At 69.9% G+C, this 22,890-nt stretch carries 18 protein-coding genes; 10 read left to right on the forward strand and 8 right to left on the reverse strand.

All coding sequences use genetic code 11. The features are described 5' to 3' along the window. Positions 1–249 precede the first annotated feature (249 nt). The 3 genes from BLR99_RS09760 to BLR99_RS09770 form a co-directional block, all read right to left on the reverse strand. The gene (locus BLR99_RS09760; RefSeq protein ID WP_074687118.1) at positions 250–1,035 is read right to left on the reverse strand and encodes an OmpW/AlkL family protein; all 786 of its coding nucleotides are present in this window, start codon (positions 1,033–1,035) and stop codon (positions 250–252) included. 41 nt (positions 1,036–1,076) lie between these two features. Then, on the reverse strand, positions 1,077–1,805 hold the full coding sequence (locus BLR99_RS09765; RefSeq protein ID WP_011793344.1) for an alpha/beta fold hydrolase: 729 nt from the start codon (positions 1,803–1,805) through the stop codon (positions 1,077–1,079). A gap of 103 nt (positions 1,806–1,908) precedes the next feature. Further along, positions 1,909–2,541, reverse strand: a complete 633-nt coding sequence (locus BLR99_RS09770) for a helix-turn-helix transcriptional regulator (protein WP_011793343.1) — start codon at positions 2,539–2,541, stop codon at positions 1,909–1,911. A gap of 133 nt (positions 2,542–2,674) precedes the next feature. On the opposite strand from BLR99_RS09770, the gene BLR99_RS09775 reads away from it, so the two are divergent. After that, on the forward strand, positions 2,675–3,802 hold the full coding sequence (locus tag BLR99_RS09775) for a threonine synthase (RefSeq protein WP_074687120.1): 1,128 nt from the start codon (positions 2,675–2,677) through the stop codon (positions 3,800–3,802). After that, positions 3,799–4,782 carry an ornithine cyclodeaminase family protein gene (locus tag BLR99_RS09780; protein WP_011793341.1) on the forward strand — a complete coding sequence of 328 codons (984 nt, stop codon included), beginning with the start codon at positions 3,799–3,801 and terminating at the stop codon, positions 4,780–4,782. The genes BLR99_RS09775 and BLR99_RS09780 overlap by 4 nt, the downstream gene beginning before the upstream one ends. Before the next feature lie 33 nt (positions 4,783–4,815). Here the strand turns inward: BLR99_RS09780 and BLR99_RS09785 are convergent, their stop codons facing one another. The 5 genes from BLR99_RS09785 to gtdA form a co-directional block, all read right to left on the reverse strand. Next, positions 4,816–5,754: an AraC-like ligand-binding domain-containing protein gene (locus tag BLR99_RS09785; protein WP_011793340.1), complete on the reverse strand. Its 939-nt coding sequence runs from the start codon at positions 5,752–5,754 to the stop codon at positions 4,816–4,818. Positions 5,755–5,765: 11 nt separating this feature from the next. After that, positions 5,766–7,091, reverse strand: coding sequence for an MFS transporter (locus BLR99_RS09790; RefSeq protein ID WP_011793339.1), 1,326 nt, complete (start codon positions 7,089–7,091; stop codon positions 5,766–5,768). A 105-nt stretch (positions 7,092–7,196) separates the two neighbouring features. Continuing rightward, a complete protein-coding gene (gene maiA, locus BLR99_RS09795; protein ID WP_011793338.1) occupies positions 7,197–7,838 on the reverse strand; it encodes a maleylacetoacetate isomerase in 642 nt (213 codons plus the stop codon). A gap of 15 nt (positions 7,839–7,853) precedes the next feature. Next, positions 7,854–8,552: a fumarylacetoacetate hydrolase family protein gene (locus tag BLR99_RS09800; RefSeq protein WP_011793337.1), complete on the reverse strand. Its 699-nt coding sequence runs from the start codon at positions 8,550–8,552 to the stop codon at positions 7,854–7,856. Positions 8,553–8,715: 163 nt separating this feature from the next. Then, positions 8,716–9,828 carry a gentisate 1,2-dioxygenase gene (gene gtdA, locus BLR99_RS09805; RefSeq protein ID WP_011793336.1) on the reverse strand — a complete coding sequence of 371 codons (1,113 nt, stop codon included), beginning with the start codon at positions 9,826–9,828 and terminating at the stop codon, positions 8,716–8,718. 155 nt (positions 9,829–9,983) lie between these two features. Between gtdA and BLR99_RS09810 the strand changes: the two genes are divergently transcribed. The 8 genes from BLR99_RS09810 to BLR99_RS09840 all read left to right on the forward strand — a co-directional run bounded on the left by BLR99_RS09810 (position 9,984) and on the right by BLR99_RS09840 (position 22,816). Then, positions 9,984–10,907: a LysR substrate-binding domain-containing protein gene (locus BLR99_RS09810; RefSeq protein ID WP_011793335.1), complete on the forward strand. Its 924-nt coding sequence runs from the start codon at positions 9,984–9,986 to the stop codon at positions 10,905–10,907. Between the two features lie 81 nt (positions 10,908–10,988). Next, positions 10,989–12,656: an acyl-CoA dehydrogenase family protein gene (locus BLR99_RS09815; protein WP_011793334.1), complete on the forward strand. Its 1,668-nt coding sequence runs from the start codon at positions 10,989–10,991 to the stop codon at positions 12,654–12,656. A gap of 301 nt (positions 12,657–12,957) precedes the next feature. Beyond that, the gene (locus BLR99_RS09820) at positions 12,958–16,614 is read left to right on the forward strand and encodes a hypothetical protein (RefSeq protein WP_228193915.1); all 3,657 of its coding nucleotides are present in this window, start codon (positions 12,958–12,960) and stop codon (positions 16,612–16,614) included. An 81-nt stretch (positions 16,615–16,695) separates the two neighbouring features. Further along, positions 16,696–17,904 carry a threonine ammonia-lyase gene (locus tag BLR99_RS09825; protein ID WP_011793332.1) on the forward strand — a complete coding sequence of 403 codons (1,209 nt, stop codon included), beginning with the start codon at positions 16,696–16,698 and terminating at the stop codon, positions 17,902–17,904. Positions 17,905–18,012: 108 nt separating this feature from the next. Continuing rightward, positions 18,013–19,617 (forward strand): OpgD/OpgG family glucan biosynthesis protein, encoded by a 1,605-nt coding sequence (locus BLR99_RS09830; protein ID WP_011793331.1) that lies wholly within the window; start codon positions 18,013–18,015, stop codon positions 19,615–19,617. Between the two features lie 122 nt (positions 19,618–19,739). Next, on the forward strand, positions 19,740–19,892 hold the full coding sequence (locus BLR99_RS23095) for a hypothetical protein (RefSeq protein ID WP_011793330.1): 153 nt from the start codon (positions 19,740–19,742) through the stop codon (positions 19,890–19,892). Between the two features lie 87 nt (positions 19,893–19,979). Next, positions 19,980–20,687 (forward strand): 7-cyano-7-deazaguanine synthase QueC, encoded by a 708-nt coding sequence (gene queC, locus BLR99_RS09835; protein WP_011793329.1) that lies wholly within the window; start codon positions 19,980–19,982, stop codon positions 20,685–20,687. 266 nt (positions 20,688–20,953) lie between these two features. Further along, complete coding sequence (locus BLR99_RS09840; protein WP_011793328.1) at positions 20,954–22,816, forward strand: phosphoenolpyruvate carboxykinase (GTP); 1,863 nt, start codon at positions 20,954–20,956, stop codon at positions 22,814–22,816. The last annotated feature ends 74 nt before the right edge of the window (positions 22,817–22,890 follow it).

The raw sequence follows: 22,890 nt of genomic DNA on the forward strand, positions 1-22,890 counted from the left end.
CGTCGAAGGTTTCCTTACAGCGCAGCCGGGGCGACTCAGACTTACGTCCGCGACGGGCCATTTAGCGTGAGTTCTCGCGCGGCAGGCCAGTGGCAGCAATCGCTGCCAAGCAGTCATTTCAAAACTACCGGCGCTACCAAACAGCACCGTGCATCGCACCTCAACATAAGCGTCCAAGATGGCAAAAGCGCACCGGCTTTTAATCCGACGCGCCTCTTTCCTTCATCGCCCGACCGAACCAGGCGCCCCTCAAAACCGATAACTCACCCCCGCCGTCACCACCAGCGGATCCAGCCGCACCTTCGCATGCGCAGGCGCCCCGCCCAGCGCCGGCAGCGTGCCTGTCGCCGTCGTCTTGAGCCAGATCTTCTTCGCATCGACGAAGAAGCTCCAGCGCGGGTCGATCGGCACCTCGAAGCCGGCCTGCAGCACCGGGCCGACGCCGTTCTTCACATCCAGGTTCGACACGAAGCCATCCCGGGATTCGAGCACCAGGGTGTAGTTGATACCCGCGCCGATGTAGGGGCGCACGGGGCCGTCTTCCCACAGGTGGCGGCGCACGGAGAGCACGGCGGGGCCGTATTTCACCTTGCCGAGCGTGCCCGCGCTGCTCAGGGTACCGGTGCCCTTGAGGGCGGTGGTGGGCGGCAGGCCCAGGGCGATTTCGGCGCTCCAGCCGGGGTGGAAGTCGTAGATGGCGCCGAAGCCGAGGCTGTTGTTGGAATCCGCTTCGGCATTTGCGCCGGGAACGAGCTGGCCGCCGGCACGCACTTCGGCCGAGGTGCTGAAGCCGATGTGCGCGGCACCGGCGTAGATGCGCCAGGGGGATGGCGCGGACAGGTCCGCCGATGGCGTGCGCGTTGCTGCGGCCTGTGCGGCCTGTGCGGCCTGTGCGGCCTGTGCGGCCTGTGCGGCCTGTGCGGATTGTTGCGTCTGCGTCTGTGCTTGCGCCTGGGCGGGCAGTGCGGGGATGAGGCTGCCGACAGCGGCTGCGAAGGCAGTGGCGGCGCGTGAATGGCGTGCGATGGCTTGCATGGTGTCGTCTCCTGAATGGCGTCCGTGTGCGGGCCCGCGGATCAATCCCGCCCCGCGCGCTCGATGCCGCGCGCGAAGCCTTCGGGGTCGGTGAACAGCGCTTCGTGGCTGCCGCTGGCCTCCACGTATCGGAACAGGCCCAGCCGCTCCGACAGGCGCGGGTGCCAGGGCAGGCTGTGGGGGAGCGCGGTGTCCTCCCGGCAGTTCAGGTACGACTTGCCCAGCGCCAGTGCGGCAGTGGGCTGCGAGAGGGTGATGGGGTCGGTCAGGCAGCGCAGCGGCTGCGGGTGCAGCAGCGCATAGGTGGTGCGCGCCAGCTCCGCATCGGCGTCGTTGATGAAGGATTCGCGCCAGACCTCGTAGGGCAGTTGCACCCCGCCGCCGTTCGCAGCAGCGATGCTTTCGAACATCGCCCGGTAGTAGGGCGGCGCCATGTCGGCCAGGGATTCGCCGGGCAGCGGCACGAAGGCGTTCACGTACACCAGCCGCCGGATGCGTTCGGGCACGCGGTCGGCCGCGCCGGAGAGCAGCATGCCGCCATAGCTGTGGCCGACGAGGCGCACGTCCTTCAGGTCATTCGATTCCAGGAACTGCACCAGCCCGTCGATCGCGTCCTGCAGGCCCAGCGGGGCCGTGCCGTCGCCGGGGCGGTTGCCCGGCAGCGTGGGGCAGTGCACGGTGTGGCCGCGCGCGCGCAGGTACTTCGCCGTCGCCGCCAGGGTTTCGCCCGTGTGCCAGGCGCCGTGGACCAGTACATAGGTGTCCGCCATGTCGTTGTCTCCTTGTGTGGTGGGAGACCCATGGTGGCCCGGCGGCAGGGCCGCGGATGGCCGCTGCGTGCCAGGCCGGCGGACGCAAGGTGCCAGGCAGCGGCTACCGGATGTCGTTGTACACCGTGGCCCGGGACACGCCCAGGTGCTGGGCCACCGTGTCCATGGAGCGCTTGATCTCCAGGAAGCCTTCGCCCTTGAGCGTCTGCAGCAGTTCGCGCCGCTGCTCGGTGCGCAGCGCGCGTGGCGTGGTGGCGAGCGTCATCGCGAAGCGGTCGATGCGGTCGCGCAGGGCCTCGGCGTTGCCCGTGTCCAGTGTCTCCTTGCGGCCGTCTTCGCCGATGGCGGAGAACTGCTCGATCATGGTGGCGATCCCGCGGAAGACGGTCATGTCCACGTTCAGGCACAGCGCGGCGAAGTAGTGCCCTTCGGAGTCCTTGATGCCGATCGAGGTGCTCTTGGCGCGGCGGCCGTCGGCGAACTGGTTGGCGTAGTTGGCCAGCACCTGGGGATACTGGTCGTCCGCGATGCGGGCCAGGCCCAGTTCCGTCGCAGGATCGCCGACCTTCCGGCCGGAAAGGTTGTTGTGGATGGCGAGGATCGCGTGCTTGGGCGACCGCAGGTCGTGTAGCACGACCTCGGTGAACGGCGCGAACGTCTCTCCCAGCGCGGAGGCGATGTGCTGGACCTGCTCGAGGATGGCCTGCTGCTCCGCGGTGTGCGCCTTCTTTTTCATCTGGACATTTTATCCAGCATTGGTCAGTTGGCCGGGAGTGCTCCAGGAGGTCATGGACAGCTTCTGTCCAAAACCAAACATATTGTCTAATTTTGGATTTATCATCCACATCCGATTGCAGGAGAACCGAGACATGACGACTTCGCTCTACATCGACCCGGCCAGCGGCCGGACCTACCCCCTGGACGTGCCGCGGTGGTGCTCCGACGACCGCAAGCCGCTGCTGATCACGCCGCAGCCCGGCATGTCGCGCGACGACATCGACCGCACGTGCCGCTCCCAGTGGCGCTACCGGGCATCGCTGCCGCTGGATGTCGCGCGCCCGATCTCCATGGGCGAGGGCTGCACGCCCCTCGTGCAGAAGGAATGGGGTGCCCACCGGCCACATTTCAAGCTCGAATGGTTCCACCCGACCGGCAGCTTCAAGGACCGCGGCACCACGGTGATGCTCTCCGTGCTGCGCCAGCAGGGCGTCGATGCGGTGCTGGAGGACAGCTCGGGCAACGGGGGTGCGTCGGTGTCCGCGTACGGTGCCGCGGGCGGCATGCGGGTGAAGATCCTCGCGCCGGCCTATGCCTCGAAGCCGAAGATCGCGCAAATGCGTGCCTACGGGGCGGAAGTGCAGCTGGTCGATGGGCCGCGCCAGGCCTGCGAGGACGAGGCGGTGCGGCAATCGGCCCACATCTTCTATTCGAGCCACAACTGGCAGCCCTTCTTCCTCGAAGGCACGAAGGCGATCGGCTACGAAATCTGGGAAGACCTGAATTTCCGCGCGCCGGACAACATCGTCATGCCCGCCGGGGCCGGCAGCAACGTGCTGGGGTGCTTCATGGCGTTTTCCGAGCTGCTGCGCGCGGGCCAGATCGCGAAGATGCCGCGCCTGTTCGTCTGCCAGCCGCTGAACTGCTCGCCGATCGACGCGAGCTTCCAGGCGGGCGTGACGACCCCGGTGGCGCGCGAGGTGCGCAAGACGGTGGCCGAGGGAACGGCGATTGCGCACCCCCTGCGGCTGCGGGAGCTCGTCTCGGCGGTGCAGGTCACCGGCGGCGCCACCGTGGCGCTGCAGGAGCAGGCCATCGTCGATGCGTTCAGGAAGGCGGCGCGCACGGGCCTGCTGCCCGAACTCACGTCTGCCACGGCGATCGCCGGGCTCGATCACCTGATCCAGGCCGGAACGGTCCACGAGAGCGAGGAGACGGTGGTGATCCTGACGGCCACCGGCATCAAGAATGCCGATGCCATCGCGGAGATGTTCGCATGACGGCCTCCACCACACGGGATGCGCGGCTGCTGCTGCTCACCAAGGACCACGTGGAACAGCTGCTGCAGCCGGAAGGCGTGCTGGCCGCCGTGCGCGAGGCCTTCGTCCTGCTCAGCGAGCGGGCCGGCCGGGTGTTCCCGGTGGTGCGCGAGCGCCTGGAGACGGGCGGCATCTTCGGCATCAAGTCCGGCGACGTGCCCTCGCAGGGGCTGCTCGGCTTCAAGGCGGCAGGGTTCTGGCCTTCCAACCGCGCGCTCGGCGGCGAGCCGCACCAGGCCACGATCCTGTTGATCGACCCCGCCACCGGCCGGCCCACCTGCCTGATCGACGGCAACGCCATCACCACGGCGCGCACCGGTGCCGCGGGCGGCCACGGCCTGGCGCTGCTGGCGCGCCCGGACAGCCGGCGGCTGTGCCTGTTCGGGACGGGCGTGCAGGCCGCCGTGCAGCTCACCTACGCCCTGCGGCTGCTGCCGCATCTGCGGGACGTGCGGTACGTGACGGCCGACGGCCGGCCCGACCCGGCGTTCGAGCAGCGGTTCGCGGGGCAATGCCTGCTGCGCCATTCGACGGACCGCAACGCGGACGTGGCCGCGAGCGACGTGGTGATCACCGCGACGCCGGGCGGCGGCCCGCTCTTCGACCTGGACGCCGTGCGCCCCGGCACGCACCTGAACTGCGTGGGCGCCGACACCCGCGGCAAGCGCGAAGCGCCGCAAGGCCTGCTGGACAAGGTCCGGATCTACGTCGATGACGAGGCCCAGGCCCGCCAGATCGGCGAGATGCAATGGGCCCCCGGGGCCGCATGCACGGAAATCGGCGATGTGATGCGGGGGAGCGCCTCCGTGGACAGGCAGCCCGAAGACATCACGCTGTTCGACATGACGGGCCTGGCCCTGCAGGACCTGACCGTGGCCCGGCTGGTGCAGGAGCAGGCGGGTGCCGCCGGGCTCGGGCTGCCGGTGGCCTGGCCCTGGTGACGTTCACGGCCCGCAAGGCATCGCCTCTTCCATTCACGCAGCCCGGGCGCGCTCCTGCGCGGGCGTCCTGCCGCACCACTGCCGGCAGGCGCGCGCGAAGTGCGACGGGTCCAGGAAGCCCGCGCGCCGTCCGATCTCGGCCACCGTCACATGCCGGTGCGAGGGTGCGTGCAGCATGCGCTGCGCCACGGCCATGCGCTCGCGCATGAGCAGCACCGCGAAGGTGGTGCCACCCGACGACAGCACGCGGTGCAGCGTGCGCAGCGACACGCCGACATCATCGGCCACGTGGGCGGCGGTGAGCCCGGGCTCGCAGAAGCGCTCGCGCACGCACTGTTCGATGCGCGGCAGCAGGCCGGTGCGCGGCGGCGCCTCGGGCACGGGGCCGCAGGCCAGGGACAGCAGGCCGCCCAGGTGCTCGGCCTGCAGCGCGGCCAGCCGTTCCGGCCGCTCGGCGCACAGCTGGCCCACGTAGGCGCTCAGCACCCTCCCCCAGCCCGTGGCGCCGTCCACGCGGCGGCCCAGCCAGCGGTCGGCGGCGGGCAGCCAGGTGTCCAGCCAGCCGATCGGGATCTGGATGGAGACGGTGTCCACCACGTCCGGAAAGTCCAGCAGGTAGCGGCGGCGCGAATCGACCAGGGCCAGGTCGCCGGGCAGCAGGCGCGCGGCACCGGCACCGTCCTGCGCGACGTGGCAGGGGGCGGAGTCCTTGCAGAGCAGGTAGTAGAAGTTGTCGCCGTCCCCGCGGCGGATGGCCTGCTGCGTGCGGCGCACGCGCTGCCCGCTGCCGCTCACGCGGTTGACGCGCAGGCCGCCGCAGGGCACGGACGTGAGCGTGGCCGAGAACGCGTGGCGCTGGCCCGGCTCGACCTCCATGTCGAGGAAGCAGTCGCAGACGGCGCCGACCCAGTAGTCGGCCCGCTGCGCGGGGGGAACGGCGTCGGTGGTCCAGGTGCGAAGGCCGTCGTGCATGGCATGCCTTCTCAGGCGCCGCGCCGCGCCTGCCCGAGCAGCACCACCGCCACGGCTGCGAGCACCGCCGGCACGGCGGCCACCAGGATGATGGACGACGGCGTCCAGGCCGCGGCCAATAGCGAGCCGCCCGCCAGCGGGCCCACGATGGCGCCGATGCGCCCCACGCCCAGCGCCCAGCCCACGCCGGTGGCGCGGATATGGGTGGGGTAGATGGCGGCGGCCAGTGCGTTGCAGCCGATCTGCGCGCCCACCACGCCGAAGCCCGAGAGCGCGGCGCCGGCCAGCAGGCCCGTGAGGTTCTGCCCGCTGAAAGCGATCAGCGCGATGAAACCGGCCGATGCGGCGTAGGCCGCGCCCAGCACGGTGTAGGCGCTGAAGCGGTCGATGAGCCGGCCCAGCACGAGCGCGCCCACCACGCCGCCCAGGTTGAGCATGGCGGTGGAGAGGATGGCTTTTTCCAGCGGCAGGCCGGCGCTCTTGAGCAGCGTGGGCAGCCAGTTCACCAGGAAATACATGACCAGCAGGTTCAGGAAGAACGCGAGCCAGAGCAGCACGGTGGTGTGCAGGCGGCCGTGGCGGAACAGCTCGAACACCGAAAAGCCGCCCTGCACGCCCGCGGCCTCGCCGCGCAGCCCGGCCATCACCGTGGCGGGGTCTTCGCCCGGGTAGGCACTGCGCGCGATGGGCTCGTAGCGTGCGGGCGCGGCGCCGCTGGCGGCCAGGTAGCGCAGCGATTCGGGCAGCAGCAGGGCCAGCACGGGCAACAGCAGCAGGGGCAGCACGCCGCCCAGCACGAAGACCGAGTGCCAGTCGAAATGCGCGATGAGCCAGCTGGAAATGAGCCCGCCCAGCGTGGAGCCCAGCGGGAATCCGCAGAACATCACCGTGACCAGCGTGGCGCGCAGGCGCTGCGGCGCGTATTCGCTGGTGAGCGCGATGATGTTGGGCATGGCCGCGCCCAGGCCCACGCCGGTGATGAAACGGTACGCCAGCAGCTCGTTCATGCTGGTGGCCCAGGCCGTGAGCAGCGCGAACAGGCCGAAGATGCAGGTGGACAGCAGGATCACCTTCTTGCGGCCCCAGCGGTCGGCCGCCGGGCTGAGCAGGAAGGCGCCGGCCATCAGGCCGAACAGGCCCGCCGCGAAGATGGGGCCGAACTCGGAGGCCTTGAGGCCCCAGTCTTCCGCGATGCGCGGCGCCACGTAGGCGATGGACTGGGTATCGAAGCCGTCGAGCATGGCGACGATGGCGCACAGCAGCGTCACGCGCAATTGCAGCGGCCCGAAGGCGGCGCGGTCTGCCGCCGGGATGCCGGCGGCCATGGATGGGGTCATTTTGTCTCGCTCCGTTCTTATGGATGGAAGGCCCGGCCCGCCAGTGCCGGGTGGTGTGCCCCACCCTGGCCCGCGGATCTCTGGCCCGTGGGACTGCCGGTCAACTCATGGCTGGTAATCCGGCTGCGCCTGCGGCCGCGCGGCGCTGAAGGCCGGATGCTGCGCGGCATGCCGGTGCACGGCCATCACGCGCGCATGGGGCGCGAGGTCGCAGCCCGCGCGCAGCGCATTCGCCACCTGGGGCACCAGGCACACGTCGGCCAGGGTGGGCTGGTCGCCGAAGCACCAGGGGCCTTCGCCGCCATGCCGCACCAGCAGCCGCTCCACGGCAGCGAAACCCTCGGCCGCCCAGTGGGCGTACCACGCGTCCTTCTGCGCCGCGCTCAAGGCCAGCGGGCCCTGCAGGTATTTCAGGATGCGCAGGTTGTTCACCGGGTGCATGTCGCAGGCGATCACATTCGCCAGCTCCAGCACGCGGGCGCGCTGGCGGGGTTCGAGCGGGATCAGCCGGGGCTCGGGATGGCGCTGGTCCAGGTAGTCGAGGATGGCCATCGATTGGCCCAGCGTGAAATCGCCGTCCACCAGCGTGGGCACCACGCGCGCGGCGTTCAGTTCGGCATAGTCCGCCGCGCGGTGCTCGCCGGTGCGGATGTTCACGCCGTGGTAGTCGGCCGGCAGCCCCTTGAGCGCCAGCGCGATGCGCACCCGGTACGAGGTGGAGCTGTTGAAAAAGCTGTAGAGCTGCATGGCGTCGCCGTCGCCTCAGACCACGTCCACCGCCAGCTCGCCCAGGCGCTCCACGCCCACCACCATGCGGTCGCCGCGCACCACCGGGCCCACGCCTTCGGGCGTGCCGGTGTAGATCAGGTCGCCGGGCTCCAGGCGGAAATACGTGGAGAGGTCCGCGATGGTCTCGGCCACCGACCAGATCAGGTGCGACACGTCGCTGCGCTGTCGGTCCGCGCCGTTCACGGTGAGCCAGAGGCCGGCCTGCTCGAAGTGGCCCACGTCGCTCGCGCGGTGGATCGGGCCGATCGGCGCGGAGGCATCGAAGGCCTTGCCGATCTCCCACGGGCGGCCCATCTGGCGCATCTCCATCTGCCGGTCGCGGCGGGTCATGTCCAGGCCCACGGCGTAGCCCCAGGCATGCTCCAGCGCGTTCTCGCGGGCGATGTCGCTGCCCGCCTTGCCGATGGCGACCACCAGCTCCGCCTCGTAATGGAAGTTGTCGGTGCGCACCGGATACGGCAGCCGCAGCGTCTCGCCATAGGCCACGGGAAGCACCGCATCGGCCGGCTTGCAGAAGAAGAACGGCGGCTCGCGGTCCGGATCGAACCCCATCTCCCGCGCATGGGCCGCGTAGTTGCGCCCCACGCAATAGACGCGCCGCACGGCGAAGGCATCCGATGTGCCCACGACAGGCACGGCCACGGTAGGAGGAACAGGAAACACGAAAGCCATGGTGTTTTTTCTTTCGGGGAAATGGATCGTTCAAAGAGGAAGGCGGGTCACGCTCGTGAGCGGTCCACAGAGCCCTGCTGGCAAGGCGCCGCATCGCAGACAGTGGCAGCGCCACGGCAAGATGCGGCAACGCCGCCAGAGAGGCTCTGTGGACCGCGCCCCGTCACATGCGGTGTTCGCGGTGGAGGTTGAGTGCTACTTGCACCGGCCGGTCGGAATAGCTGAACAGCACCGCGTCCTGCGTGGCGGCCAGCTGCACCGGCGCCCACGACGGCGCGACGAAGGTGTCGCGCGGGCCGAACTGGAAGGTGCTGCCGCCGATGCGCGCCGTGCCCTGGCCTTCGACCACGCTGAACACGGTGGCGTCGGTGCCGCGGTAGGTGCGGCCCTGGAAGCCCGCGGGCAGCAACTGCAGGAAGGTGGCCATGGTGGGCATGGGCCAGCCGCCGGTGGCGGGGTTCACGTAGCGCAGCTTCACGCCGTCCCACGCATCGAGTTCGCCCTGGCGGAACAGCCGGTCCAGCGCCTCGCGGCTGCGGTCGTAGGGGTAGCTGAAGATCGGCGAGGTCGGGCCGGCCGCGCGGTGGCGCACGGGTGCCATGTTGTGGCCGAAGGCGGCGAAGCTGTGGCCTTCGGCGCGGCTCACCGGCTGCACGGCCTCGGGGTAGTTCTCGGCGAAGCCGGCGTCCAGGTGGCCGATCAGGGGAATGTCCAGGCCGTCGAGCCACACCACGGGCTCGCCACCCTCGTCCACCGCGGGGTTGCCGTGGTCGTGCCAGGTCCACGACGGGGTGATGATGAAATCGCCCGGGTGCATGGTGGTGCGCTCGCCGTTGACGGCCGTGTAGGCGCCCTTGCCTTCCACGATGAAGCGCAGCGCCGACTGCGTGTGGCGGTGGCTGGGCGCCACCTCGCCCGGCAGGATCAGCTGCAGCCCCGCGTACAGCGTGGACGTGATGCTGGAGCGGCCCGGCAGGCCCGGGTTCTCCAGGATGAGCACGCGGCGCACGGCCTCTTCGGCGCTGATGACCTCGCCGGCCTGCATGACCAGCGGGCGCACGTCGTCGTATTTCCAGAAGGCGGGCACGGCCTGCGGACGCGGCTCGCGCGGCACGAGGCTGTGCAGCGATTCCCACAGGGGGGCCATGTCGTGGCCGGCGATGCGGTCGTAGTAGGCCTGGCGTTCCGGTGACGGCGTCCGGTGCGGCGGAGCCGATGCCGGAGCAGCGGCCGGGGTGGCGCCCTGTGCTGCGGGCCGGGCGAGGGTGGTGTCCATGGTTGTCTCCTTGGCAGCGGCCCGGCGTCGTGCCCTCGGGGGGAAGGCTCGGCCGTGCCATGGAGTCCATTATTCGAGGCGAGCGATAGTCCGTAAAATCATTTATTGGTCTTATTCATAATTTTTTGGATATACCTTCTTCCAGGACCGCCGCCATGGATTGGACCCACCGCCTGCGGCTGCGCCAGCTGCAGATGCTCCTCAGCCTCGCGCAGACCGGCAACATGAGCCAGTCGGCGCAGCAGCTGCACACCGCGCAGCCCGCGCTCTCCAAATGGCTCAGGGAACTGGAGGACGATCTGGGGATGGTGCTGTTCGAGCGCCATGCACGCGGCCTGCGGCCCACGCCCCAGGGCGAGGCGCTGATCGCCCATGCCCGGCGCATCGAGGCCCACCTGGACAGCGCCCGCGACGACATGCAGGCCCTGCGCGACGGCGGCAGCGGCCTGGTCGTCGTGGGCACCTCGGGCGCATCCGCCTCCGACGTGGTGCCCATGGCCGTGCTGCGCCTGCTGGAATGGCTGCCGCGCGCCCAGGTCCGGCTCGCCGAGAGCACCATGAACGTGCTCATGCAACAGCTGGCCATGGGCGAGCTGGACGTGGTGGTGGGCCGCTCCGCCCCCGAACTGCACGACACCCACATCCACGCCGAGACGCTCTACATGGAGCCCATCCACCTGGTGGCGCGCCCCCAGCACCCGCTGCTGCAGCGCACGGAAGGCCCGATCGACTGGCCCGACCTGATGGCCTGGCGCTGGCTGGTCTGGCCGCGCGGCACGCCCATCCGCAACGCGCTGGAAAACGCCCTCGTCGCCGCCGGCCACGCGCTGCCGCCGGGCAGCGTGGAATCCAACTCCGTCACGCTCAACCTCACCCTGCTGGGACACAGCGACATGATCGGCCTGGCCTCGCACCGGGCAGCGCTGCGCTTCTCGCACATGGGTGCGCTGCGCGTGCTGCCGGTGCGGCTGTCGGGTTTCGGATCGGTGTCGATGTACTGGCGCGAGAACACCACCGACCGCACGGCCGTGGCCACCATGCTGCGCGCCCTGCGCGAGGTCTCCGGGCCGGTGTCCTGAAAGCGCGTGCAGGCCCGGGCGAGTGCGGGCACCATGGAGGCTTCGGCGCACGCCGCCGCATCCCTGTGGAGGAGACACACCATGGCCCAGGCCACCCACGAGGTTTTCAACCAATACGCCGAGCTGGCCGACTACGACCTGCTCGCCACCGACGCCGCGCTGCAGGAGGCATTGCAGCGCGCGGGCGCCGCCCATGCCCTGCCCGCGCTGGGCGACTACGCCCGCCGGCTCGGAAGCGCCGGCACCCATGCCCTGGCCGAGCTGGCCAACCGCCACACACCCATCCTGCACCGCTTCGACAGCCGGGGCCGGCGCGCCGACCGGGTGGAGTTCCACCCTGCCTGGGACGCGCTCATGGCGCTCTACCGCGGCGAGGGGCTGGTCTCCATGCCTTTCGACAGCGACCGGCCCGGCCGCTGGTCCGCCTGGGCCGCCGGCTTCTACCTGCACGGGCAGGTGGAGCAGGGCACGCTCTGCCCGGCCACGATGACGCAGGCGGCCATCCCATTGCTGCGCAAGGAGCCCGCGCTCTGGGCACGGTTGGGAGACAGGCTCCACAGCCGCACCCATGATCCGCGCGAGGCGCCCGCGCATGAAAAAGCCGGCATCTGGCTGGGCATGGGCATGACGGAAAAACAGGGCGGCTCCGACGTGCGCGCCAACACCACCGTGGCCACGCCCCTCGGCGCGGGCGGGCGCGGCGGCGAATACCGGCTGCGCGGCCACAAGTGGTTCTTCTCCACCCCGCAGAGCGACGCACACCTGGTGGTGGCGCGCACGGGCGAAGGCGGCCCCTTCGCCTGCTTCTACGTGCCGCGCCGCCTGCAGGACGGCACGCTCAACGGCGTGCACGTGCAGCGCCTGAAAGACAAGGTGGGCAACCGCAGCAACGCCAGCGCGGAGGTCGAGTTCCACGATGCCTGGGGCGTGCTCATGGGCGAGGAGGGCCGCGGCATTCCCACCATCATCGAGATGGCCACCTATACCCGCCTCAACTGCGTGGCCGGCAGCGCCGCCATCCTGCGGCAGGCCACAGTGCAGGCCATCGCGTACGCGCGCCGGCGCCACGCCTTCGGCAAGGCCCTGGCCGAGCAGCCCCTCATGCGCACCGTGCTCGCCGACCTGGCGCTGGAGAGCGAGGCCGCGCTCGCCCTGCTGATGCGGCTGGCCGAGGCTTTCGAGCGCGATGCCGACGGCACCGCCACCCCGGCCGACCGTGCCTGGAAGCGCGTGATGACACCGGCCGCCAAGTTCTGGGTCTGCAAGCGCGGCGTGGAGATGGCGGGCGAAGCGATGGAAGTGTTCGGCGGCAACGGCTACGTGCAGGAGGGCGTGATGGCCCGCCTCTTCCTCGAGGCGCCCGTCAACTCCATCTGGGAAGGCTCGGGCAACGTGATGTGCCTGGATGTGCTGCGGGCGCTGGCGCGCGACACCGAGGCCGCCCATGCCCTGCTGGAAGAGTTCGCACCCGCCGCGCAGGGCGAACCGCGCATCGGAGCCACGCTGCGCGAGCTGCAGGCACTGCTGGCGCTGCCGCCACAGGAGCTGGAAGGCATGGGCCGCCTCGCCGCCCAGCGCCTGGTGTTGGCCGCCCAGGCCTGCCTGCTGCGCCGGCACGCCCCCGCGGCCGTGGCCGACGCGTTCATCGCCACCCGTCTCGGCGATGCGGGTGGCGGGCGCGTGGCCGGAGCGATCGATGCGCGCGCCATCGCAGTGGACGCGATCCTGCAGCGGGCCTGCCCCGCGTAAGCCCGAGCGGGGACTTCCCCTTCGCGCCAGCGCGCGGGACTTCGCGGCTCAGGTCGCCGAATGGCCGGCACGGTCCCACCATGGATGACAAGCCAGCCGTTGGCCGCACCGCCAGGCGTCCACCCAGCGCTCCATGCATTCCATTTCCGCACGAACCTCCTCTTCTCCAGCACAGCCGGATGTTTCCGGTACCTCCGAAACGCAGGGACCACCAGGCGGCGCGGTTGCTCGCCCGCCCTCGCCCCGCCTGCCGCAAGGAGACCTGGCCTCCCGCGCTTCACCCCATGCGCCGGACAGCCCGATGGCGCCGCGCCCCCCGTCGCCTTCCGCCTCCACCGCCCATGAACGGCTGCAGGCGATGCTGCTGCAGCGGGCCGACAGATCGGCCAGCGCGGAGCAAGCCGATATGGAACAGGACTCGGACACGGATTCCGAGGCCAGCTTCGATGTCGTCGTGGACGACGGCGCGATCCGGGCCGCGCGCCAGGCACGGATGGCGGACATCACCCAGGCGCTGGCCAACACGCGCACGCCCGAGGCCCTGAATGCCATGGTGGCCCGGGCCACGGAAATGGGCTGGCAGGCGTCCCAGTGCACGCTGCCCGGCGGGGAGGAGGTGTCCCAAGCCCTGCGGCCCACGTACAGGCATCGGACCGATGGCTTCATGGAAGTGAAGCAGGCCTTGCGGCACATCGAGGCAGCCGCGAACGCCTGGGAGGCCGCGGCGGAACACCAACAGGCCGCACTGTGCGCGCGCGAACTGCTGCTGCCCCAGGCAGGCCCGGATCTGCTCGACCAACTGCTGTGGCAGTCGCAGACCGTGGCCCGCCGGCTGCGCGCCCAGGAAAAGACCCTGGAAGCGCTGCTCCTGCTGCGGCAGTTTCCCTACGCGGGGGCGGCGGGCAAATGCCGTATCCACGACGAGGCCGCGGCCCGCCTGCGCGAGGCCTGCAGCCTGCGGATGAACGAACTGCCGGCAGAGCTGCCAGCCGCCGTCGCGGACATCGACGCCGCGCTCCACCGGGAGCTGGCGGATATCAGTCCCCGAATGGCGGGCCTTCTGGACGCGATCGGTCCTGATGGCAAATTGCCCGGCGTGCCCTCCCGCATGCCGCCTCCGGGCAGCGATGCCCGTCAGGCCGAAGCCATCGAAGAAGCATGGCTCGCAACATACGCGCACTCCTGCGCCGCGCTGGAAGACGCCGCGCGCGCCTTGCTGGCCCGGTCGCATCCATCCGAAATCTCCAGCCCCGCGGCCGCCGTGAAGGCAGGCGCCCTGACACACCCCGAGGCCCGGGAAGGCCGCGCCACCCTGCGGCGGAACGCGGCACTGCACAAAACCATGGCCCCCTTGCTGGCCGGGCTGCAGCCTCCGCCGGACGGCGCTGCAACACGGCGAAAGGCAGGGCAAGGCGCACCGCCGCAGGCGCCCTGGCTGCACGCGCTGGAGGCGTTCGGCGAATGGAACCTCGTCCTGCAGCGCGTGGAGAACGCCAGACGCACACTCCAGGCCCACTCCGCGTCGTGGAGCCCCGCGCAGCGCGAAGCCTCGCGCGATGCCATCGACAGCGTGCAGGCGCGCCTTGCCGCCGCCCAGGCGAACGCATCGGAGCAGGGCCGGGAAGCGCTTGTGCAATCGCTCGCCCATCTGGCCCGGCAAGGCATCCACGCATCGCAGGAAATGCCCGGCAGCGACCCGTCCGCGGCGCGGCACGCGCTGGCCGGCGCGGCCGAGGCAGCACGGCACGCCCGGGAAGCACTGGAGCGCTCGGGACTGCATGCGCGCATGGCCCCCGTATGCACCGCCATCGCCCAGGCATGCGAGGCCATGGCGCACGTGCCCCGCACGGCGGCGGAGGCCAGAGACCACGCGGCACGCCTGCAGGCCGCCGAACGGCAGGCCCGGGCGGCGGCCTGGGAAGAACTGGCCCCGGACATGCACCGGTTGGCAGACCTCTGCGGCACGGCCTGCGAGGGCGCGCTGCGCGGCGCCGCGGAGATGGAAGCGCAGGTGGCCGACCAGGCCCGCGCCCAGCGGGAAGGCGCATTGCAGGCCGCAATGGAGGCAGCGCTGGAGCAGCCACCCCGGCCTGCCGAAGGTGTGGACGACGGGCGGAACCGGCCGCCGATGCCATGGCAACGGCCTGGCGACGTCGTCGCCGCACTGCACCAGGGACTGCAGGCAGCGCAACAGGCGCAGTCCACGCTCGAGGAGCACCTCGCCGGATGGACCGTGGCGCAGCGCCAGGAATCCGGCGAGGCCGTCGGCGCGCTGCGCGCACGTCTCGACACCGCGCGTGCCGCCGCGCTGGAAAACGCCATTTCGGCACTGCAGCAATCCTTCAAGGAGATCTGGCGGGCCGCAGCCCCGCTGCTGTCCGCCGATACCGAGGAACGGTCATTGCCCTCCGGCGCCAGATCGCTGGCCGGCAAGGCGCTGGCCGCAGCCGGGGAATTCCACCGGACGCTCCATGGCATCGATGGGCAAGAGCTGCCGGAGCGTGCACGCATCGCCTCTATCGCCAGGGCATTCGCCCCCCTGTCCACGACCAGCGACGCCCTGCGCATGCCGCTGGACACCTCCGCGCAAGCCATGGCACGTGCCGACGTTCTGGACACAGCGGCCCGGCAGGCCCGTGAAGCCGCGCATTCCGACTTCAAGGTCCCATTGCAGCATTGGGCGCGCTGGTGCGACGGTCTCCGGACGGATGCCATCAGCTTTGCGTTGCTTCATGGCATGAAGGCCATCGACTTCCTCTGCAAGGCCAGCGAGGCAGACCTCAACGCCGCGACCTCCCAACTCAGCGACCGGATGCTGACCATCCATGAACTGGCCTTCGACCTGCCGCTGCATTTCACTGCCGATGGATCGATCGCGACATCGACACAGGCATCTCCCCCACCGGTGGTGCCATCCGAAGACCTGGAGATGGCCAGGTGCACGGCCGCCATCGCGCAGCGCGCCGCTGAACTGCGCGCGAGCCTGCTGCCGGTGCCGCCGGGCACCCTGCCGGAGATGGCGCAGGACTACCAGGCCTCCCGCAACAGCCTCAGCGAGACGGCCTACGCCGCGCGGGTCACCTCCGGCCTGCTGCCGCTCTTCCACGAAGCCTCGCAGGCCATCGCCCAGGCGCCGGCGGACCAGCAGCCGCGGGTGGCGCGGCAGTTCGCCAGAAAAGCGCTGACCTACCAGCAGGACGCGGCCAACGCCCTGGGCGACTACCTGGAGTCGAGCATGCGGCTGTCATCCCGCAGCGCCCGCCGAGCGGCCATGATCGACGGCGCGAACCTCCGCCAGAGCGAACGGCTGGTGACGCTGATGCAGCGGAGCCTCGATGGACTGGGCCATCTCCTGGAATGCCGGTCGATCGCGATCGGGGTCCACGCCCGGGCGGCCATCCGGCACCGCGACGTCCGGGACGGCCTGATGACGATCGCAGACCGCTATGAACGCGCGACCCAGAAAATCCAGGACAGCCTCGAGCACATGGAGCAGCGGCTGGAAGCGGAAAGCCGGCTTCCGGGCTACGCGGACATCGCGCAAGGTGAAAAGGCCAACATGGCCGGCGCCTTCGGCATGCTGATATGGCGCGGCAAATTCGAAAGCACCATCGTCCAGGCCATGCTGGCTGCGGACTGGCTCGCCAGGTTCCTGGGCCCCGACCTGCCGCTGCGCACGGCGTCGGACCTGAGCGCCTGCACGGAGCTCATCCAGTTCCTCCAAGGCGACCTCTCCGCGCAGAACCAGTTCGCCCTGCGGCAGCTGCGCGATGACGGCAACGCGCATCTGGTCAGGAAAATGCTCAAGGTATCGCTGGAGTGCATACAGCGGCTCAAGGCGTTCCAGGAGGCGATCGCCGCCCGCGAACAGGCGCCCGCCGCCGCGGCAGCGACGGGGTCTTCCAGCACGGCGCCGGCTCCGGGCCCCGCGAAGACGCGCCAGCGCCGCGGGCGCTAGGAAACGAAGGACCGCGGGGAAGCGACAGGAATGCCATCGGGATGAACGGCGCGTGACGCGCAGCGGACCGCACGCGCCACAATGGCGCACATGCTGACCCTCCCCGACATCCAGGCCGCCGCCGCCCGCCTCCAGGGCCAGGTGCTCGACACCCCCTGCGTCGAATCGCGCACGCTCTCGCAGATCGTGGGCGCGCAGGTGTTCCTCAAGTTCGAGAACCTGCAGTTCACCGCCTCCTTCAAGGAGCGTGGTGCCTGCAACAAGCTGAGCCAGCTTTCGCCCGAGGAGCAGCGGCGCGGCGTGATCGCCATGAGCGCCGGCAACCATGCCCAGGGCGTGGCCTACCACGCGCAGCGCCTGGGCCTGGCCGCCGTGATCGTGATGCCGCGCTTCACGCCCGGCGTGAAGGTGGAGCGCACGCGCGGCTTCGGCGCCGAGGTCGTGCTGCACGGCGACACGCTGGAGGAGGCTCGCGCGCATGCCTATGCCCTGGCCGAGGAGCGGGGGCTCACTTTCGTGCATCCCTACGACGACGAGGCCGTCGCCGCAGGCCAGGGCACCGTCGGCCTGGAGATGCTGCAGGCGGTGCCGGACCTGGACTGCCTGGCCATCGCCGTGGGCGGAGGCGGCCTGATCGCGGGCATCGCCACCGCGGCCAAGGCCCTGAAACCGGGCATCGAGATCATCGGCGTGCAGACCTCGCGCTTCCCGGCCATGGTCAACGCGGTCAAGGGCACGCAGCACCCGCAGGGCACCTCCACCATCGCCGAGGGCATCGCCGTGGGCACGCCCGGCCAGGTGACCCGCGAGGTGATCGCGCGGCTCGTGGACGACCTGCTGCTCGTGGACGAGGGCGACATCGAGCAGGCCGTGCTCATGCTGCTGGAAATCGAGAAGACCCTCGTCGAGGGCGCCGGCGCCGCCGGCCTGGCAGCGCTGCTTCGGCACCCGGAGCGCTTCCGCGGCAAGCGGGTGGGCCTGGTGCTGTGCGGCGGCAACATCGACCCCTTGCTGCTGGCGGCCATCATCGAGCGCGGCATGGTGCGCTCCGGGCGCCTGGCGCGCGTCAAGGTGAGTGCGCGCGACATCCCGGGCGTGCTCGCGCGCATCACGGCCACGGTGGCCGAAGCGGGCGCCAACATCGAGGAAGTCCACCACCAGCGCGCCTTCACCATGCTGGCCGCCCAGAACGTGGAGATCGAACTCGTGCTGCAGACGCGGGGCCGCGAGCATGTGCAGCAGGTACTGGCCTGCCTCCGCCAAGCGTCCATGGAAGCCGAACTCCTGTGATCCGGTGGCCTTCCGCGCTGTAGGACTGGAGCGGCTTTTGCGGCCAATGCCCACAGAGTCACACGGCGTTGCATCACCGCCGCGTCGTTTTCGGCACACTGCAGCCCCATGCAGAAACCCCAACGACGCCATTTCCTCCGCACCCTCGGCCACGGCGCCGCGCTGGCCACCGCAGGCGGCCTGGGCCTGAACTGGACCCAGGCCTTCGCGGCCCTCAAGCCCCTGGGCCAGCCCCAGGCCTTCGATTTCGCGGCGCTCAAGGGCCAGGCCCGCGCCCTGGCTGCCAAGGCCTACGAGCCGCCGAAGGACACCATCCCCCCCTCGGTGTCCAAGCTCGACTGGGACCAGTACCAGTCCATCCAGTTCCGCGGCGACCACGCCCTATGGGCCGACGAGAAGCTGCGCTTCCAGGCCAAGTTCTTCCACCTGGGCCTGTTCTTCAAGAAGCCGGTGCGCATGTTCGAGCTCGCGGACGGCAAGGCCCAGGAACTGGCCTACGACCCCGAGATGTTCAACTACGGCAAGAGCGGCCTGAAGCCCGGCGACCTGCCGCCGGATCTGGGCTTCGCGGGCTTCCGCCTCAACTTCCACACCGACCCGGTGCGCGACGTGGCCGCCTTCCTCGGCGCCAGCTACTTCCGCGCGGTGGGCGGGGAATGGCAGTACGGCCTCTCCGCCCGGGGCCTGGCCATCGATACCGGCATGCAGCGCCCGGAGGAATTCCCGGACTTCACCGCCTTCTACCTGGAGCGCCCCGCGCCCGGCTCCAATACCGTCGTCGTGCTGGCCCTGCTGGATTCGCCCAGCATCGCCGGCGCCTACCGCTTCGCGATCACGCCGGGCGACACGCAGGTGATGGAGATCGATGCCGCCCTGTATCCGCGCAAGGCCATCGAGCGCCTGGGTATCGCGCCCTGCACCAGCATGTTCCAGCACGGCGAGAACGATCGCCGCATGGCCAACGACTGGCGCCCCGAGATCCATGACTCCGACGGCCTGCAGATGTGGCGCGGCAACGGCGAATGGGTCTGGCGGCCGCTCACCAACCCGCCGGCGCTGCAGTTCAACGCCTTCGCCGACCAGGGCCCGCGCGGCTTCGGCCTCGTGCAGCGCGACCGCAATTTCGACCACTACCAGGACGACGGCGTCTTCTACGAGCGCCGGCCCTCGCTCTGGGTGGAGCCGAAGTCCGACTGGGGCGCGGGCTCCATCCAGCTGGTGGAGATCCCCACCATCGACGAAACCTTCGACAACATCGTCGCCTTCTGGAACCCCGACCGCAAGCCGCAGGCCGGCGAGGAACTGCTGATCGGCTACCGCCTGTTCTGGGGCGCCCACCCGCCGGCCCAGTCCCCGCTGGCGCGCTGCGTGGCCACCTGGACGGGCCTGGGCGGCGTGGTCGGCCAGCCGCGCAAGTACTTCTCCTGGCGCTTCGCGGTCGATTTCGCCGGGGAGAACCTCGTGGCGCTGGGCCGCGGCGCCAAGGTCGAGCCGGTGATCACCGCCAGCCGCGGCAAGATCGAGATCACCTCCGCGCGGCCGCAGGACGCCATCCAGGGCTGGCGCGCCATGTTCGACATCAAGCCCGAGGACGACAGCACCGCGCCCATCACCATCCGCATGTTCCTGCGCGGCGAGAACGGCGCGCCGCTCACCGAGACGTGGCTCTACCAGTGGGTGCCGCCCGCCCCGGCGGACCGCCGGCTCTCCTGACCGGCCACACGCCGCCCGGCACGGATACTGAGGTTATTACCGAGGAAACCGCGGCCCGGGCGCCGCGGGGCTGTGGCTAGAATGGGCCATTCCATCCGCAACCCCGTCCCGAGGAGAATGCCATGGCCCACGACACCACCACCACACCGCACGCCGGCGAGCAGCACGCACCCGACGGCGTGGAGGCCGTGGTGCCCTTCATGCCCATCGTGCTGCCCGTGGCCGGGGGCGTGCTGATGCTGCTGCTGGCCTTCATCGCGGTGTACATGGCCTGAAAGCCATCCCCCACCTGCCAGCCGGCCCCGCGCATGCGGGGCTTTTTCTTTTCGCTCCCGCTTTCTTCTTTTCCAAGGACCCATCCCATGCGAGCCGGCCACGCCCTCGTCCTCTTCTCCGGTGGCCAGGACTCCACCACCTGCCTCGCCTGGGCGCTCGAGCGTTTCGAACGGGTGGAAACCATCGGCTTCGACTACGGACAGCGCCACCATGTGGAACTGGAGGCGCGTACCGCCGTGCTGGCGGCGCTGCGCGGCCGTTTCCCCGCCTGGAGCGCGCGCCTGGGCGACGACCACATGGTCGACCTGGCCGTGCTCGGCCAGATCAGCGACACGGCGCTCACCCGCGACACCGCCATCCAGATGACGGAAGCCGGCCTGCCCAACACCTTCGTGCCGGGCCGCAACCTGCTGTTCTTCCAGCTGGCCGCCGCCGTGGGCTACCGGCGCGGGCTGCACACCCTCGTGGGCGGCATGTGCGAGACCGACTTCTCCGGCTACCCCGACTGCCGCGACGACACGCTCAAGGCGCTGCAGGTGGCCCTCTCCCTCGGCATGGGCCAGCGCTTCACCATCGAGACGCCGCTCATGTGGATCGACAAGGCCGAAACCTGGGAAATGGCCCGGCAGCTCGGGGGCGACGAGCTGGTGCAGCTCATCGTGGAAGACACGCACACCTGCTACCACGGCGTGCGCGGCGCCCTGCACGCCTGGGGACACGGCTGCGGCGAATGCCCGGCCTGCGCCCTGCGTCGCGCCGGACACGAGCGCTGGACCGCACAGCACACCGCATGAACCATACATAACCTCATGCGTCTTTTGCATGGGTTTCCCCCCTATCTGACAGACAGGAAGGGGGTGGATTCATAAAATCGTCATCCCAGCCGACCTGCGGATGACGCAATCGCCCCCTGGCGAACCGCCTGCCCGGTGCCGTCCACCCGCCCGCCGACTGAGCCGCAAGACGTTTTCTCAAAGACAGCGCTCAGGATCCAGCGCGGCCTTGCCGCATCCCGTCCGCTTCCTTTGAAAAACCGTTTTTCAACTTCAGGAAGCCCGCGATGAACGCACCCACCATGCAAGGTCTCGACCTCCAGGCCCCCGCATACGTCAAGAACGCCCGCCTGCTGGCCTGGGTGGCCGACATGGCCGCCCTCTGCAAGCCCGCCAGGATCCATTGGTGCGACGGCTCGCAGGAAGAGTACGACCGCCTCTGCCAGCAACTGGTGGATGCCGGCACCTTCAAGAAGCTCAATCCCGCCAAGCGCCCCGGCAGCTACCTGGCCTGGTCCGACCCGTCGGACGTGGCCCGCGTGGAAGACCGCACCTACATCTGCTGCGAGAAGAAGGAAGACGCCGGCCCGACCAACAACTGGATGGCCCCGGCCGAGATGCGCGCCACGCTGCAGCCGCTGTTCGACGGCTGCATGGCCGGCCGCACGATGTACGTCGTGCCCTTCAGCATGGGCCCGCTGGGCTCGCCCATCGCCCACATCGGCATCGAACTCTCCGACAGCCCCTACGTGGCCGTCAACATGAAGATCATGACCCGCATGGGCCGTGCCGTGTACGACGTGCTGGGCGTGGAAGGCGACTTCGTGCCCTGCGTGCACACCGTGGGCGCGCCCCTGCAGCCCGGCCAGCAGGACGTGTCCTGGCCCTGCAACAAGACCAAGTACATCGTGCATTACCCCGAGACGCGCGAGATCTGGTCGTACGGCTCCGGCTACGGCGGCAACGCGCTGCTGGGCAAGAAGTGCTTCGCGCTGCGCATCGCCTCCACCATGGGCCGTGACCAGGGCTGGCTGGCCGAGCACATGCTGATCCTGGGCGTTTCCAGCCCCGAAGGCAAGAAGTACCACGTGGCCGCTGCATTCCCCAGCGCCTGCGGCAAGACCAACTTCTCCATGCTGGTGCCCCCGAAGGCCTTCGAAGGCTGGAAGGTCACCACGATCGGCGACGACATCGCCTGGATCAAGCCCCAGGCCGACGGCAGCCTGCGCGCCATCAACCCCGAAGCCGGCTACTTCGGCGTGGCCCCGGGCACCAACTACCACACCAACCCCAACTGCATGGCCAGCCTCGACCGTGACGTGATCTTCACGAACGTCGCGCTGACCGACGACGGCGACGTGTGGTGGGAAGGCATGGAAAAGGACACCGGCAAGCTGCCGGACCACCTGATCGACTGGCAGGGCAAGGACTGGACGCCCCAGATCGCCAAGGAAACCGGCGCCAAGGCCGCCCACCCCAACGCCCGCTTCACCGTGGCCGCCACCAACAACCCCGCGCTGGACCAAGCCTGGGACGATCCCAAGGGCGTGAAGATCGACGCCTTCATCTTCGGCGGCCGCCGCTCCACCACCGTGCCGCTGGTGACCGAGGCGCGCGACTGGACCGAGGGCGTGTACATGGCCGCCACCATGGGCTCCGAAACCACCGCCGCCGCCTTCGGCGCGCAGGGCGTGGTGCGCCGCGACCCGTTCGCCATGCTGCCCTTCATGGGCTACAACATGAGCGACTACTTCCAGCACTGGCTCAACCTGGGCGAGAAGCTCTCCGCCTCGGGCGCCACTCTGCCGCGCATCTACACGACCAACTGGTTCCGCAAGGATGCCGAAGGCAAGTTCGTCTGGCCCGGCTACGGCGAGAACATGCGCGTGCTCAAGTGGATGATCGACCGCATCGAAGGCCGCGCCACCGGCCAGGAAACCGCCTTCGGCGTGGCGCCGCAATACGGCGAGATCAACTGGACGGGCCTGGACTTCTCGAGCGAGCAGTTCGACACCGTGACCCGCATCGACAAGGCCGCCTGGGCCGAAGAGCTGAAGCTGCACACGGCGCATTTCGACCAACTCGCCTACCATCTCCCGGAGCAGATGCTCAAGACCAAGGCAGCGCTGGAAAAGCGCCTGGCGGCCTGATTTCCTCGCGGCCCCGGCTCGCCCGCCACGTGCGGACAATTGTCCGCCAGCCCAGCGAAAGCCCCGCGCCACGC

It is taken from the genome of Paracidovorax citrulli, assembly GCF_900100305.1.
GTDB lineage: Bacteria > Pseudomonadota > Gammaproteobacteria > Burkholderiales > Burkholderiaceae_C > Paracidovorax > Paracidovorax citrulli.